11 protein-coding genes are annotated in these 14,519 nt (G+C 69.2%); 4 read left to right on the plus strand and 7 right to left on the minus strand.

The window, feature by feature from the left end; genetic code table 11:
• Nucleotides 1-25: 25 nt before the first annotated feature.
• Nucleotides 26-2,716 (plus strand): FG-GAP-like repeat-containing protein, encoded by a 2,691-nt coding sequence (locus AB0D12_RS17960; RefSeq protein WP_362683142.1) that lies wholly within the window; start codon nucleotides 26-28, stop codon nucleotides 2,714-2,716.
• A 115-nt stretch (nucleotides 2,717-2,831) separates the two neighbouring features.
• Here AB0D12_RS17960 and AB0D12_RS17965 read toward each other — a convergent pair whose 3' ends face one another.
• The 3 genes from AB0D12_RS17965 to AB0D12_RS17975 all read right to left on the minus strand — a co-directional run bounded on the left by AB0D12_RS17965 (nucleotide 2,832) and on the right by AB0D12_RS17975 (nucleotide 5,812).
• A complete protein-coding gene (locus tag AB0D12_RS17965; protein ID WP_362683145.1) occupies nucleotides 2,832-3,584 on the minus strand; it encodes a hypothetical protein in 753 nt (250 codons plus the stop codon).
• Nucleotides 3,581-4,207, minus strand: coding sequence for an RNA polymerase sigma factor (locus AB0D12_RS17970; RefSeq protein WP_362683148.1), 627 nt, complete (start codon nucleotides 4,205-4,207; stop codon nucleotides 3,581-3,583). The genes AB0D12_RS17965 and AB0D12_RS17970 overlap by 4 nt, the downstream gene beginning before the upstream one ends.
• A 150-nt stretch (nucleotides 4,208-4,357) precedes the next feature.
• Nucleotides 4,358-5,812 (minus strand): APC family permease, encoded by a 1,455-nt coding sequence (locus AB0D12_RS17975; protein WP_362683151.1) that lies wholly within the window; start codon nucleotides 5,810-5,812, stop codon nucleotides 4,358-4,360.
• A gap of 148 nt (nucleotides 5,813-5,960) precedes the next feature.
• Here AB0D12_RS17975 and AB0D12_RS17980 point away from each other — a divergent pair, with 148 nt between their 5' ends.
• Complete coding sequence (locus tag AB0D12_RS17980) at nucleotides 5,961-7,139, plus strand: ROK family transcriptional regulator (RefSeq protein ID WP_362683154.1); 1,179 nt, start codon at nucleotides 5,961-5,963, stop codon at nucleotides 7,137-7,139.
• 19 nt (nucleotides 7,140-7,158) lie between these two features.
• On the opposite strand, the gene AB0D12_RS17985 is transcribed toward AB0D12_RS17980, so the two are convergent.
• Entirely contained in the window at nucleotides 7,159-7,605 is a 447-nt protein-coding gene (locus AB0D12_RS17985) for an SRPBCC family protein (protein WP_362683157.1), read from the minus strand.
• A 114-nt stretch (nucleotides 7,606-7,719) separates the two neighbouring features.
• Between AB0D12_RS17985 and AB0D12_RS17990 the strand changes: the two genes are divergently transcribed.
• Entirely contained in the window at nucleotides 7,720-8,436 is a 717-nt protein-coding gene (locus tag AB0D12_RS17990; RefSeq protein ID WP_362683442.1) for a TetR/AcrR family transcriptional regulator, read from the plus strand.
• A gap of 60 nt (nucleotides 8,437-8,496) precedes the next feature.
• On the opposite strand, the gene AB0D12_RS17995 is transcribed toward AB0D12_RS17990, so the two are convergent.
• Nucleotides 8,497-9,246, minus strand: coding sequence for an SDR family oxidoreductase (locus AB0D12_RS17995; protein WP_362683160.1), 750 nt, complete (start codon nucleotides 9,244-9,246; stop codon nucleotides 8,497-8,499).
• A 203-nt stretch (nucleotides 9,247-9,449) separates the two neighbouring features.
• On the opposite strand from AB0D12_RS17995, the gene AB0D12_RS18000 reads away from it, so the two are divergent.
• Nucleotides 9,450-11,552 carry a PQQ-dependent sugar dehydrogenase gene (locus AB0D12_RS18000; protein ID WP_362683163.1) on the plus strand — a complete coding sequence of 701 codons (2,103 nt, stop codon included), beginning with the start codon at nucleotides 9,450-9,452 and terminating at the stop codon, nucleotides 11,550-11,552.
• A 69-nt stretch (nucleotides 11,553-11,621) separates the two neighbouring features.
• Here AB0D12_RS18000 and AB0D12_RS18005 read toward each other — a convergent pair whose 3' ends face one another.
• The gene (locus tag AB0D12_RS18005) at nucleotides 11,622-13,151 is read right to left on the minus strand and encodes an amino acid permease (RefSeq protein ID WP_362683166.1); all 1,530 of its coding nucleotides are present in this window, start codon (nucleotides 13,149-13,151) and stop codon (nucleotides 11,622-11,624) included.
• A gap of 159 nt (nucleotides 13,152-13,310) precedes the next feature.
• Nucleotides 13,311-14,306 carry a hypothetical protein gene (locus AB0D12_RS18010; protein WP_362683169.1) on the minus strand — a complete coding sequence of 332 codons (996 nt, stop codon included), beginning with the start codon at nucleotides 14,304-14,306 and terminating at the stop codon, nucleotides 13,311-13,313.
• Between the last annotated feature and the right edge of the window lie 213 nt (nucleotides 14,307-14,519).

Here is a 14,519-nt window from a genome sequence, read left to right on the forward strand (position 1 = left end):
GTCGCATGCGTACAGACCATTGAGCATGAAGCGCCGAGCCTGGCTGACCGTCGGCGCCGTCGTCCTGGGCGGGGCGGGGGTGGTCACAATCGCCACGGCCAACCCGTCCGACCTGCCCAAGAAGCCGCATCAGCAGGAGCGGGCGGCTGAACTCCGTACGCTCCGGCTGGACAGGGGCGGAGCCACCGAGCGGGAACTGCCGGCCACCAGCACCGAGCCGTTCTCCCTCGTCGGTATCGGCTGGGACACCACGGTCGAGTTCGAAGGCACGGCGCGGGTACGTACGCGCAATGCCGAGACCGGCAAGTGGTCCGGCTGGCAGGCGCTCGAACTGGACGCACACAGGCCGGACGGGGCCGAGGGCACGGCACACGGAGCGTCCGAGCCGCTGTGGGTCGGACCGTCCACCGCGGTGCAGGTACGCGTCGACTCGGGCAAGGCGCTGCCCAAGAACCTCAAGCTGCATATGGTCGACCCCGGTGTGAGCAAGACCGAGGCCAAGGACCCGGCCGCCATGGTCATGGACAACGCCGCGTTCGCAGTGGACGAGACCCCGTCCGCCTCCCCGAGCGATCCGGTCACCCCGAGCGATCCGGCGTCGCCGACCGATCCGGCGTCGCCGACCGACACCGCGACTCCCCTGGACTCGGCCACACCGACGAGCTCTCCGACCGACACGGCCGGCCCGACTGCGACGCCGACAGTGACGCCGAGCCCGACTCCCACCAGGCCGACCGCGCCACCGTCGACGGTGAAGCAGCCGCCGATCATCGGCCGCGCCCAGTGGGGCGCCGACGAGTCGATGGTCGACGACCCCGCCGAGTACATCGACAAGGTGCAGGCGGTCTTCATCCACCACACCGTCGGTTCGAACAGCTACAGCTGTGCCGAGTCGGCCTCCCTGGTCCGCGGCATCATGACGTACCACGTCAAGACCGAGGGCTGGAACGACCTCGGCTACAACTTCCTGGTCGACAAATGCGGCCAGATCTTCGAGGGCCGGGCCGGCGGCGTCGACCTGCCGGTCAAGGGCGCGCACACGTACGGATTCAACACTTACTCCACCGGCATCGCTCTGCTCGGTGACTTCGAAGGCGATGCCGCCACCGGGAAGCCTGCCGGAAAGCCGACCACAGCCGCTCTGCAGTCGGCCGCCCGTGTCGCCGCCTGGAAGCTCGGCCAGTACGGAGGCAGCCCGAAGGGCACGGTCACGCTCACGGCCCAGGGCAACACCGGCAAATGGACCGAGGGCCAGCAGGCCACGATGAATGTGATCTCCGGCCACCGTGACGCCTTCGCGACCGCGTGCCCGGGCAAGAACCTGTACGCCAAGCTCTCATCGATCCGTGACTTCGCTGCGAGCGCGGGGCGCAACTCCGCTATCCCCACCTCCGACTTCGACCGGAACGGCATCACGGATCTGGCCGTCGGCCTGCCGAAGATCACGGCCACCGGTGGCACGGTGAGTGTCCTGCCCGGCGACACGAGCGGTCCGGTGGCCACGGCCCGGCGCACCCTCACCCAGGCCTCACCCGGCGTCCCCGGCGAGAACGAGACCAGCGACAACTTCGGTTCTTCGGCAGCGTACGGCGACGTCAACGGTGACGGCTACGCCGACCTCGCCGTCGGCGCGCTCGGTGAGGACGACGACTCCGGCCACGGAGACACCGGCTCGGTCACGGTCGTGTACGGCCCCGGGCTCGACACCGGCAAGCAGTACATGACCTCTCCCGCGTACCGGCTGGTCAGCGAGAAGCTCGGCTCTGCCGTCACCGTGGGCGACTTCAACGCGGACGGCAAGGCCGACATTCTTACCGTCGCTCCGGGCAAGCCGGGCCGCTGGTGGGTGTTCGAGGACAAGTCCGAGTACGCCACGAAGGCAGGCTTCCTCGGCACCTCCGCGTACACCGCGGCGACGAGCCTCTCCTCCGCCGTGACCGGTGACTTCAACAAGGACGGCTACGGCGATGTGGCGATCAGTTTCCGCGACCCGGGCGGTATCGCACGCCTGCTGTGGCTGAAGGGTTCCTCCACCGGTCTGCAGCGGGTCGGCATCCTGGACGCCAAGGGCGGCCGCTCCCTCGCCGCCGGTGACCTCAACGGAGACGGCTATGCCGATCTCGCCGTCGGTCAGCCCGTCGCCGCCGAGTCCGGTCACACCGCCAAGGGCGGCGCTGTCACCGCGGTGTTCGGCTCGGCGACCGGGCTGACCTCGACCGGCAGGCTGACACTCAGTCAGGACACCACCGGCGTCCCCGACACCGGCGAGACCGGCGACGACATGGGCGCGTCCATCTCCATCGGCGACATCAACCTCGACGGATACGGCGACATGCTCACCGGACTTCCGGGCGAGGACATCACCCGCAACGGCGTCGCCCAGACCAACGCGGGCCAGGTGATCCTGCTCCGCGGTTCGGCCACGGGACCGACGGCCACGGGGTCGGTCGCCTACCACCAGGACACCGCGGGTGTGCCGGGTGACACCGAGTCCAACGACCGTCTCGGCTCGTCCGTTTCACTGACCGATCTGTCCGGCTACACGCGGGCGGACCTGGCCATCGGTGCGGACGGCGAGGACGCGAACAACGGCGCGATCCTCCAGATCGACAACAGCGGCACGTCCGGCGTGATCCCCTCGTCGGGCGTGTACTACGGCGTCACGCCTCTCGGCGCGCCGGCAGGCGCGCGCATCGGCCTGGTGCTGACCCCCTAGCCCGACGGCCGCTGACGGAACGCGGCCGGGGTCCCCACAAAGAAGGGGGCCCCGGCCGCGCACGAGCGCGCGGCCCCGGCCGCGCACGAGCGCGCAATGCACCTTCGTCGGTCTGTCAGTTCGCCTGGCTCCCGGACGGGTTCTGCGCGGGAGCGCTTCCGTTCCCCCGTCCGTTCTGCTGCCCGGCGGGCACGGGCGGATCCTTCTTGTCGTCCTTGGACGGGCCTGTGCTGGGCGGCTGGTTGAGAGGCTGCTCGCTCAACAGCCGTGCGCAGTACGCGGCAACGGAGTCGGGACCGCCGGCGGCGTCTTCGAGATGCTGTCGCGCAGTACTGTCCAGCGACCGGCCCCGCCCCTGCTTCGACTCGTACACACGGCACTGCGCCAGTTGATTCCGGGCCTTGGGCGGACGCTCGCCGGGAGTACGCGCGGCCGGTCCGGCCGCCGATGGCACGGGGGCGGAGGGGTGCGCCCGGCCCGGGGTCTCCCTGTCCTGAGGCGAGGAAGCGCTGGGCGTCGGTTCGGGCTTCTCGGGCGTATCGCCGAACGGTGTCGGGATCGCGCCGACCGCCATCGCTACGCCGCCGAGTGTCAGCCCGGCCACGAGAGTGCCCAGTGCCACCTTGATCCAGCCGTTCGGGACCCGCGGCTCCACGGGCCGCCAGTCGTCCATGCGCCGGGTGCGCGCTGTCGGCGCACCCTCCTCGCGCGTCGCCCGGAAGGCTGCGACGGCGCGCTCCTCGGCTTCCGGTACGGCGGGCGCCGGGCGGGCGGCGGCAGCGAGCAGCTCATCGAGCGTCGGCGTCCGTGCCGGCGTCGGCGGCTCGTCCCAGGAGTCCATGGCACCTCTGGATCGGTTTTCGGTCATGTCGCCTCTCCCAGCGCACGGGAGTCCGAATCTGTCACACGGCTTCGCTCGAGCGTCGCCAGGTGCTTCTCCAACCGCCTCAGCCCGCGGTGCGTGGCGGACCGTACCGCCCCGGGCCGCTTGCCCAGCACCCGCGCGGCCGCCGCCCCGTCAAGTCCGATGACCGTCTGGAGGAGCACCGCTTCCGCCTGTTGTCGGGGCAGGGTCGCGATCAGTGCGAGGGCACGCTCCGTCGAGATGGTTTCGAAGGCCTCTCCGGCTGTGTCCCGCCCGGCAGGCAGCTCTCCCAGCTCCTGTTCGAGGAGCGTGCCGCGCGGTCGGCTCTTCAGCCGGCGCAGATGGTCGATGGCCCGGTTGCGCGCGATGCGCGCCGTCCACGCACGGAAGCCCGCGCCGTCCCCTCGGAACCGCCCCAGGTCACGCGCGATCTCGAGCCACGCCTCGGACGCAACGTCCTCGGCATCGTCCCCGACCAGGCCACGCAGATAGCCCAGCAGAGGAGGATGTACGCGTCTGTAAGCAGCGGCGAAGGCCCATTCGTCCCCGTTCTGCGCCCGCGCGACTTCCTCACCGAGCTCCGCGTCGTACGTCTCCGCACGCCGGTCGCCCCCCACCTTGCCCACTCGTTCCTCTTTGTCGCGCCGACACGGCACACCCTTGTCGATGTCCCCTACAGATAACAGCGCCAGGGCCCGTGGGAATGTCACAGGTGTTCGAAGGGTTTTGGCGCGGATCAGGTGGGGAGCACCGGCCACGGTCCGTGGATCGGCCGGTCAGGCCGTGATGGTTTCGGTCCCGCTGTCCTGCGGCGTGAGGTAGTCCTCCGAGATCTCCTTGGGCCCGAAGGGCCACACCTTCTCGTATCGCGCCCACACCAGGAAGGCGGCGCAGCCCAGGGCGAGCCAGGCCAGTGACCATTCGATGGGGTGGCGGCCGGGGGAGTTCTCGTCGGCGTATCCGTAGATGACCAGCCAGCCGGCGAGGGCGACGATGCTCGGCAGCGGGTAGAGCCACATCCTGTACGGGCGGCGCAGGGCCGGCTGTCGTTTGCGCAGTACGGTCAGGGCGACGACCTGGGCCAGGGCCTGGACGATCACCATGACGGTGGTCAGCAGCTGGATGAGTGTGGCGAGGTCGGTGTGGCGGCCGATGAGGAAGCCGATGGCCGTGATGACGCCCATGGTGGCCAGACCCAGCGTCGGGAAGCGGTGCTTGGGGTGGAGCTTGGCGTACGGGCGGAAAAAGACCCGGTCGCGTGCGGCGTCGTAGGGCACTCGCGATCCGCCGAGGAGCCCGGCGAAGACGGAGGCGAAGGCGGTGATGAGGATGAGGACGGTGACCGTGTCGGCGGCGCCCTTGCCCCAAGTCTCCTCCAGGACGGCGGAGGCGACGGAGGTGGAGGCGATGTCGCCGGGGTCGGTCATCCGGTGCCAGTCGATGACGCCGAGAGTGCCGATCTGCAGCAGCAGATAGATCGCCATGATGCCGAGGATCGAGAAGATGATGGAACGCGGCAGTGTGCGGCCGGGGTCCTTGATCTCGGCGCCCATGTAGGCGGTGGTGTTGTAGCCGAGGTAGTCGTAGATACCGATCGTCAGGCCCGCGGCGAAGCCGATCCAGAAGTGGTTGCTGGTGAGTTCGAAGGCGTGCGCCGGATAGGTGAAGGCCAGGTCGGAGCTGAAGTTGGTGGCCGAAGCCACGATGACCAGGGTGACCGAGGCGATCATGACGGTCCACATCACGGCGGTGATCTTGGCGATGTGCTCGATCCCGCGCCACAGCAGCAGGATCACCAGGGCGATGACGCCGAGGCCGATCAGGTCGCCGGCGGTCCGGCCCAGGCCGGGTGCGAGATAGCCGAGGTACTGGACGAAGCCCACCACGCCGGTGGACATGATCAGCGGGATGAAGAGCATGGCCGTCCACACGAACAGGAACGCCATGAACTTGCCCGTCCGGTACTGGAAGGCCTGGCGCAGATACACGTAACTGCCGCCGGAGCCGGGCATGGACGAGCCGAGTTCGGCCCAGATGAGGCCGTCGGCGAGGGCGAGCAGCGCACCGGCGACGAAGCCGATGACGGCCTGCGGCCCGCCGAAGGCGGCGACCATCAGCGGGATGGTGACGAACGGCCCGATACCGCACATCTGGCTCATATTGATGGCGGTGGCCTGGAACGGGCCGATGCGGCGCGCGAAGCCTTCGGTACGCGGCGGGGTTCCGGACAAGGGGAGCCTCCCTGATCTCAGGTGGCGGGGCGGGGAGTTGTAGCCGTTTCGCCAGTACAGGGCTGCACGACGGCGCCGGGTGTGATTAAGTTAAGGACCTTTACTTGAGTCGTCAAGAGGTCGTCAGGGGATGCGTGAGAATGACGGCATGACCACCAGCAGCGAGGAGGGCGCCGAGCAGCGCTGGAACCGGCAGCGGCTGCGCAGCGCCAACGAGAGGCTGCTGCTCGACCGGCTGAGAGCGGTCGGGTCCGCGTCCCGGGCTCAGCTCGCGCGTGAGACCGGCCTGTCGAAACCCACCGTCTCCAGCGCTCTCGCCGCGCTGGAAAAGGCAGGCCTGGTACGGGAGGTGGGGACCCATACCCCCGAACGCGGCCGCGTCGCCGTCCTCTATGCCCCCGACCCGGCCGCCGGATACGCCCTGGGCATCGATATCGGCCGCGACTGGCTGCGGGTGGCCCTCGCCGATCTGGACGGTTCGGTCGTAGCCCGCGCCGACGTGCGCAACCGCGCCCGTACCTCGGCCACCATGGCCGACCTCGTCGTCAGCACCGCCCACCGGGTCGTCGCCGACAGCGGCGTCGACCGCGACCGGGTGATCCAGGCCGTGGTCGCGACCCCGGGTGTGTACGACAGTCGGAACCACCGCGTGCGCTATGCGGTCAACCTGCCGGGCTGGGGCCGCGCGGGGCTCTTCGACCGTATGCGTGAGCAACTCGGCCTGCCGCTGGCCGTCCACAACGACGCCAACCTCGCCGCCCTGGGCGAGTACGCGTTCGGCGCGGGCGTCGGCAGCAGACTCTTCGTCTACGTGATGATCGGCACCGGCCTGGGCATGGGCGTGGTCCACGAGGGCCGGCTGTTCACCGGCGCGCACGGCGCCGCCGGCGAGATCGGCTTCCTGCCCTGGCCCGGACGGCACAAGCCGGATGTCCTGGAGGACGCAGTCTCGGGCGAGGCCGTCGTCGCGGCCGCCCGTGCGCTCGGCATGACCGGACCGCTCACCGCCAAGGACGTCTTCGACGCCGCACGCCGCGACGATCCCGCCGCGACCACAGCGGTCCGCCAGGAGGGCGAACGCCTGGCCCACACCGTGGCCGCCGTGGCCGCCGTCCTCGACCCCGACCTGGTCGTGCTCGGCGGCGGCGTCGGCCATAGCGCCGACCTGCTGCTGCGCACTGTCCGCGACACCCTCAAGTCCCTTACGCCGCTGCGCCCCAAGGTCGCCCCGAGCGCCCTCGGTGAGGACGCGATCCTGCTGGGTGCGGTCGCGACGGCGTTGGACACGGCACGGGACGTGGTGTTCGAACGGCGTGCGCCCGGGTGAGGCGCAAGGGGGCGGTTCTTTACGCCCGCTCCGCCGCTGTCTTCAGATGCCGGAGCCAGGCTTCGAGTGACTCGTCCAGGAGCCTGTGCATCTCCTTGGGCTGCGCGAGGACGGGGTCGCCGCTCCAGGACTCCTCCGTCGAGACAACGGTGTGGCCGTCCTCCTCCGTGAAGGTCCAGAGGTGGATTCCGGTGATGCCGTGGGCCGGGCCGCCCCAGATGACCCGCTCACCGGGAACGACCTCATAGACGGTCGATTCGATGTCCAGGTCGCCGGTCAGCCAGCGGAAGGTGGCACCGGGCGCGAGCGGGCCGTTGAGGTGCGCCGTCTCGATGCCGGGATTCCAGCCGGGCCAGGCGTCGATGTCCGTGTGGATGCGCCAGATCAGCGCGGCGGGCGCGTCGACGGTGATGCGGCGGCGGACCACGACCGGTGCGTCCGCGTCGATGGTGTGGGGAAAGGTCATCAGAGCCTCCAGAAAACGATGGTCGGGAACCCGAAGTGGTGATGCATCGTTGTGTTAGTTATGGATCGTAACAGAAGCTAGGATGGGTTGCGTCATCTATGGAGGGACGTGGCTGTGACGCCGACGACACAGGGCCCACGGGCCCGGTACAGGGAGCAGACGCGCGCGGAGATCAAGGAAGCCGCGCTGCGACAGCTGGCCGAAGGCGGCTTGGCGGCCATCGCGCTGACCCGTATCGCCAAGGAAATGGGCATGTCGGGGCCCGCGCTCTACCGCTACTTCGCCAACCGTGACGACCTGCTCAGTGCGCTGATCCGCGATGCGTACGACGACCTTGCCGAGGCCATCGGAGTCGCCGCGGAGGCCTGTGCCGAGGTGTCGCCGCGCGCTCGGCTGCACGCGCTGGCCGACGCGTTCCGGGCCTGGGGTGTTGAGCAGCCGCACCGCTATCTGCTGATCGCCGGCCCGCCCCTGCCCGGCTACAGCGCACCGGCCGACACGGTGGCGCGGGCGCGGGCGGCGCTCGGTCCGTTCCTGAGCGTCTTTGTCGCGGGGGAGCCGTCGGGACCGGCGGTCCGGCTCGTCGAGCAGATGACCGCCTGGGCGGAGCGGGAGCCCGCCGTGGCGTCCTGGGCGGAGCAGTACACAGAACTGCCGGCGTCAGGAGGCGGTGTGGGCCGGGCGCTGGCGGGGGCGGTGCTCGCCTGGTCCCAGATGCACGGCGCCGTCAGCCTCGAAGTGGCCGGTCAGTTCACCGGTATGGGGCACGATCCGGGGACTCTGCTCGACGCCCAGATCGACGCACTCGCGGACGCGTTCCGGCTGGACTGACGGGCGTCAGGTGCCAGGCGGCGGGCGGCGCGCCGGTCCGGCCGGGACGCGTGTGCCCGTCTAACGGCCCAGCGCGGCGCCGCCGTTGATGTGCAGGATCTGGCCCGTGACATACGCGGCCTCGGGCGAGGCGACATAGCGGACCATCGCCGCGATCTCGGCGGGGAGCCCCGGCTTGCCCGTCAGGGACTGCTTCACCCGCGAGGCGACGAACTCCGGAGTGGCGCGGTCGCCGAAGAACTCCGTGTCGGCGACGAACCCGGGCGCCACGGCGTTGACAGTGATGCCCTCCGCGCCGAGCCTCTGGGCCAGATCGAAGGTGTACGCGTTGACCGCGGCCTTCGAGCCGCCGTACGAACCCGGGCCGCGCAGGGCCGCGATCGACGACAGATGGACGATCCGGCCGCCCGGCCGCCGCATGTGGGGGAGCAGCGCTTCCGTCAGCAGGACCGATGTCAGGACGTTGGCGGCGAAGTTGCGGCGGTAGCTGTCGGCGATGCCTTCGAGGCTGCCGTCGTGCGAGGCCGCGACATTGCCTCCCGCATTGGTCACCAGAACATCGACCGCGTCACTGCCGTCGGTGATGAACTGCGCAGCGCGGCCTACCTGTTCGGGCTCGGACAGATCCGCCGGGAACCAGGTCGCCGTGGAGTCGCCGTGGGTGGCGTTGAGCTTCTCGGCCGCCGCGCGCAGCACCTCTTCGCGGCGGCCGAGAAGGGTCACATCGTCGCCGGCCGCGGCGAATGACTCAGCCACGGCGAGCCCGATGCCCGTACCGCCGCCCGACACCACGATCCACCTTGGACTCACAGTTCCACCTGTTCTCGTATGTGATCGATGGTCTTATTCGTGCACAGGAAGTTACGGATCACCTCACGTGGTGTCAAGGAATCTCCCGGGATCCCGCAAGACAGGCAGCATTCTCAACTGGTCTGTGCACGACGGTTGTTCAAGCACCGAGACGTCGATTACATGGTTGAGCTTTCGCTCCCTCCCGTCGAAGGAGACCAGCGGTGCTCGCACCTCGCAGCAAAAGATCCCCATTCCTCATTGCCGTGCTCGCTCTCGCCCTGCTGCTGTCCGTACTGACGGCGTCGCCCGGCGCGGCGCATGCGGCAGACGAAGCCGGTGGGCCTGTCCATGACCCGATACCGACGAAGCCCATCCAGTCCGGTCTGGGGCTGGTGGTCGAGGAGTACGCCTCCTTCCCCAAGACCGAACCCCTTCCCGGACCGGTCACCGACCCCCGTCTCAAACGCCATTCCCGGATCAACTTCCTGAGCGAACTGCCCGACCGCTCGGGGCGGATGGCGGTCCCCGACCTCAACGGCCGGCTCTATCTCGTCGAGCACGGACAGCCGCACGTATATCTGGATGTCGCCGCCGCCATCGGCCCCGCCTTCTTCGCCAGCAGCGGCATGGGTCAGGGCTTCGGGTTCGTCACCTTCGACCCCGACTTCCGCAAGAACGGCAGGTTCTACACGGTCCACACCGAGAAGGCCTCCGCCACCACCGCCCGGCCGGACTTCGTCCAGCAGGCGACCACCAACTACCACGGCATCGTTACCGAGTGGACGGCCGACGACCCGGCAGCGGACACCTTCAGCGGCAGCCGTCGCGAGTTGCTCCGTATTGGATTCTCCGGCGGCGGCCACGGCATCCAGCAGATCGACTTCAACCCGACCGTGAGGCCCGGCGACCGGGACTACGGGCTTCTCTACGTCGGCACGGGCGACGGAGCCCAGGGTGTCAACAACACCGAGCCGCAGAGCCTGGCGCTGCCGCACGGCAAGATCCTCCGTATCGACCCGCGCGGTAATAACAGCGCGAACGGAAAATACGGGGTTCCGGCCTCGAATCCGTTCGTCGGCATGCCGGGGGCACTGGGCGAGATCTACGCGTACGGAATGCGCGACCCGCACCGCTTCAGCTGGGACCCGGTCGGCCGTCACCGGATGTACCTCGGGCACATCGGCGAACATGCCGTCGAAGGCGTCTATGAGGTGCAGGCAGGAGACAACCTCGGCTGGAGCGAGCGCGAAGGCGCCTTCGTCTACGACAAGGCGGCGGTCAACCCCTGCGACCGGCTGCTCCCGCTGCCGGAGGACGACGCGAAGAACGGCTACACCTACCCCGTCGCCGCGTACGACCACGATCCGCCCGCCAGCTGGAACTGCAGGTCGGACCTGGGGCGCGCGATCGTCGGCGGCTTCGTCTACCGCGGCCACGACGCGCCGGCGCTGTGGGGCAAATACCTCTACGGCGACCTCGTCGACGGCCGGCTGCTGTACTCCGAGGCGAGCGAGATGCGCAGGGGCGGCAAGCAGCTCGCCGACACCTACCAGTTGCTGCTCTTCGACGGTACGGGCAAGCGCGTCACCCTGCCGGAGCTCGCCGGTGACAGCCGGGTCGACCTCCGCTTCGGCCGGGACGCGCGCGGCGAGCTGTATCTGCTGTCCAAGGCGAACGGCAAGATCTGGAAGATCACCGGGACCCGCCGGTTCGCCGACTGCAGGACCCACGGCACCACGCTCACGCATGTGACGGGCGCGAAGAACTGGGCGCCCGTCACCCCCGCCAAATGGCAGTTCCCGCGCGGCCAGGTCACTCTCGCCGAGGCGGGCGTCGCCCGCCCGGGACCGCGCAGGCCGTTCGAGTACGCGGTCCTCACCGCGGGGCCGCGGTTCGGTTCCACCCGGATCGACGCGGAGGTCCGGCTGGACACCCCGGTCGAGATCAGCAACCGGGACGTGATCATCGTGTTCGGCTACCGGTCCGACACGAAGTTCTATTACGCGCATCTGTCGTCCGACAACACGATCTACCCGCACAACGGCATCTTCGTGGTCAATGAGGCGGACCGGCTGCGGCTCGATCACCAGTGGAACGGATCCACCGGAGCTCCGCCGGCCATCGCCGACGCGCGATGGCACGACGTCCGCATCGTGCACTGCGCGGACAGCGGAGAGATCGCGGTATACGTCGACGGCTCGAAGAACCCGCTGATGACCGCCGTGGACAAGACATTCGGCTCGGGCAGGGTGGGCTTCGGCTCGTTCGACAACGTGGGCAGCCTGCGCGACCTCAAGGTCACCGGCAGGCCTGCCGGGAAGTGACACCACGCAGTCAGGGCCCCTCCTGAGACGGGCCCTGGCTGCCTCGTAGTGGAATGTGGTGCTGACGCGTCAGACGATGTTCTCCGCGATCTCCGCCTGCTCACGGGCGGATCCGTACGCGGACGGCGTGCCGTACGAGCGGCGTGCCACGAACCACCACACGGTGGCCAGCACCAGCACAGCGACCAGCGCGATCGAGGCGTAGTTCATCGTGTCGACGGTCACCGGGTTGGACTGCGGCAGGCAGAACAGAACCGTCACACACGCCACCCACACCACGGCCACCCAGCCGACCGGCTTGCTCCAGCGGCCCAGGCTCCACGGGCCGGGTTCGAAGCGGTCTTTGGCGCGCAGCTTCAGATAGATCGGGATCGCGTACGCCGGCGTGATGCCGATGACGTTGATCGCGGTCACCGCGCCGTACGCGGTCGTGGAGTAGAGGGACGGCAGGGCCAGCAGACAGGCGAAGACGACCGACAGCCACACCGCGGGGACCGGGGTCTGGGTGCGGCTGCTGACCTTCCGCCACAGCGCCGAGCCGGGCAGCGCGTTGTCGCGGCTGAACGCGAACACCATACGGCTGGCCGCCGCCACCTCGGCGTTGCCGCAGAACAGCTGTGCCACGATCACGACGAGCAGCAGGGCCGTGGCGCCGCCGGTGCCGAGCGCGTCGAGCAGGATCTGGGCCGGTGGTACGCCGGTGGCACTCGCCTTCGTGCCCTCGTAGTCCTGGATGGCGAAGGTCAGACCGGCCAGCAGGGCGAAGCCGGCGATCCAGGAGACCCAGATGGAACGCACGATGCCGCGGGCGGCGGAGACGGAAGCGTTGGAGGTCTCCTCCGACAGATGCGCGGAGGCGTCGTAGCCGGAGAAGGTGTACTGCGCCAGCAGCAGACCGATCGCCGCCACATAGATGGGACTGTCCCAGCCGGTGCCGTTGACGAACTCGGTGAAGACGAACTCGGGCGACTGGTGGTCGGAGGGCACGATGGCCAGTGCGCCGACGATCAGAGCGACGCCGCCGAGGTGCCACCACACGCTGACCGAGTTGAGCAGGCTGACCAGCCGCACCCCGAACAGGTTCAGGAGGGCGTGCAGCAGCAGAATGCACATGAAAATGATCATGGTGGAGCCGGGTGTGGGATGGAATCCCCACTGCAGATTCAGAAGCGCCCCGGTGAACAGGGCGCAGCCGTAGTCGATACCGGCGATCGCACCCAGCAGACCGAGGAGATTCAGCCAGCCGGTGTACCAGCCCCACTTACGGCCGCCGAGCCGGTCGGCCATGTAGTACAGCGCACCCGACGTGGGGTACGCGCTGGTCACCTCGGCGAGGGCCATGCCGACGCACAGGACGAACAGACCGACGCCCGCCCAGCCCCAGAGCATCACCGCAGGGCCACCGGTGTTCAGCCCGAAGCCGTACAGGGTCATGCAGCCGGACAGGATCGAGATGACGGAGAAGCTGATGGCGAAATTGCCGAAGCCACCCATGCGGCGGGCAAGAACCGGCTGATAGCCGAGTTCCCGCAGCCGCTCCTCCTCGTCCTTCGGGGAAGTCTGGTCCGAACTCGACCACTTCGGCGGGGATATGGACATCGAAGAACCTCCGGGGAAAGGGTGATGCACTGAGCGGACAGGGACGGGAGTAGGAGCAGGGACAGGGCGTGGTGCGGGGCGCGCGGACGTGTCTCTCGTAGGCGTGCGGGGGAGAGCGGTGGATCAGCCGTGCGGTCGGGCGCGGGGCTGGGCGCGCGGTCAGGGCCCCACGCCCCGCGCGGCCGCGAGACAACGGCCGCGGGCGCGGAGGAACACTTCCTCCGCCAGGCCCGCGTCACTGGGGCTGTCTGTGCGGTAGGCCCACGGCAGCGTGGTGTAGTACGGGCCCAGCGCCTCGAACACCGGTGCCGCGTCGGGGAATTGGAGTGCGCCCCACAGGGCGTGGGACAGATAGTTGAGATCAAGCAGCGAACGCCCCGCCGGGGCCACCTGTTTGAACCAGCTGTGCAGGGCGCGCTGCGCGTCCCGGGCCGCGTCCTCCGTCACCCAGTGGAGATCCAGGGCCTTCTCCTGGCCGTGTTCTCGGCGGTAGCGCTCCACGCGTACATAGAGGGGGAGCGCGTGCAACGGCGACCCGGAAGGTGCGGAGGACGCCGCCCACTGCACGAAGTTGACCGCCTCGGACAGATGACCGCCGGACCTGCGCGCGTAGACGAACTGCAGCATCCGGTGGTACGCCTCGCGGTTGAACGGATCGCGCTTGTCGGCCTCCGCCAGCAGACCCCACGGGCCGGGGAACAGCATCGGACCCGGCGGTGCCGTGCGATGCTCGTCCATCTGCTGCTTCTCGTCCAGCTGGGCCAGCGCCAGCAGGCAGACCCACGGCACCGGATCCTCCGGAGCCTGGTGACCGGCGACCCGGCAGGCCTCCCAGGCCTCGTGCCACAGCTCCTGGGTACGCCGGTGCCCCTCGCGATGGGCCCGCAGCGCCCGTTCCACCACGACCCGGCAGTGCATCACGGTCGCGGCGAGCGAGCGGGGTTCCTCCCTGCGCCAGGCCTGCACCGCGTCGGAACCGGCGGCCACCGCGGCGAGAACCTGGGTCCGCTGGGTCCACAGTGCCCAGTCGGAGGTCGCGGTCAGCAGGTTCCGCATCGACACCCACCGACCGGTGCGTAAGTCCTGCATGGCGGTGCGCAGCTCACTGTCGTGACCCGCTGGGTGGTACACCGGGCGTAACTCGTCGTGGGACATCAGCCCGCTGCAGGTCTCGTTGTGGTGGTCATAAGTCCTCTGGAGACGGTGAGGGGTCGAGGCGGTGCTTGGAGGCGATGCTTTGCGGTGATCTTACTCAACCATGGGGTAACGGCAAGAAGTTGATGATGCATCAGGGGTCCGTCGGGATTGCGGTTGGGGGGGACGCAGGTCCGCCGGGGGCTCTTGACGGCGGCCGTGACCTGCTCCACG

Source organism: Streptomyces sp. NPDC048479 (assembly GCF_040651435.1).
Taxonomy (GTDB): Bacteria; Actinomycetota; Actinomycetes; order Streptomycetales; family Streptomycetaceae; genus Streptomyces.